The sequence below is a fragment of the Rahnella sp. GSA61A genome (assembly GCF_019969905.1).
GTDB lineage: Bacteria > Pseudomonadota > Gammaproteobacteria > Enterobacterales > Enterobacteriaceae > Rahnella > Rahnella aceris.
The window spans coordinates 1-631 of record NZ_JAHXYO010000055.1; the positions used below are offsets into that span (position 1 = coordinate 1).

The 631-nt window shown below is 48.0% G+C and carries 2 tRNA genes and 1 rRNA gene; all 3 read right to left on the reverse strand.

Going from position 1 to position 631, the window contains the following annotated elements:
• Window positions 1-189: 189 nt before the first annotated feature.
• A tRNA-Ala gene (locus LC431_RS26190) sits at window positions 190-265 on the reverse strand.
• Window positions 266-399: 134 nt separating this feature from the next.
• A tRNA-Ile gene (locus LC431_RS26195) sits at window positions 400-476 on the reverse strand.
• A gap of 71 nt (window positions 477-547) precedes the next feature.
• Window positions 548-631, reverse strand: a 16S ribosomal RNA gene (locus LC431_RS26200); the annotation flags it as partial.

The window sequence follows — 631 nt, forward strand, 5'->3', positions numbered from 1 at the left end:
CACCATCGCGCTGCGATTATTTGAGAGACTCTGTTACAGACTAATTCACCACTCGGTACTGCTACGGAGAGTGATGTTCAGCTGTAAACTTTCAATTTTCAGCTTGTTCCAGATTGTTAAAGAGCAAAATACTTCGCAGCATACTGTTTCCAATACACTCTGAAGTATTATTTAGGGGCTGTACGGTAATGGTGGAGCTAAGCGGGATCGAACCGCTGACCTCCTGCGTGCAAGGCAGGCGCTCTCCCAGCTGAGCTATAGCCCCATACAGTCACTCACAGATACCTTAATTACTCATCAGCCTGATGAGTCAGCCAATTACTTTCTCATCAAGGCGGAGTCATGCGAAGTTTGCTTTGTGCAAACGAGACATGGCGACAACGAAGAGGAGGAAGGAATTGGTAGGCCTGAGTGGACTTGAACCACCGACCTCACCCTTATCAGGGGTGCGCTCTAACCACCTGAGCTACAAGCCTATTAAGGTATTTCTGCTCGTTACTTTCTATCAGACAATCTGTGTGGACACTGCACAATGCGTATCTTGAGGTAAGGAGGTGATCCAACCGCAGGTTCCCCTACGGTTACCTTGTTACGACTTCACCCCAGTCATGAATCACAAAGTGGTAAGCGC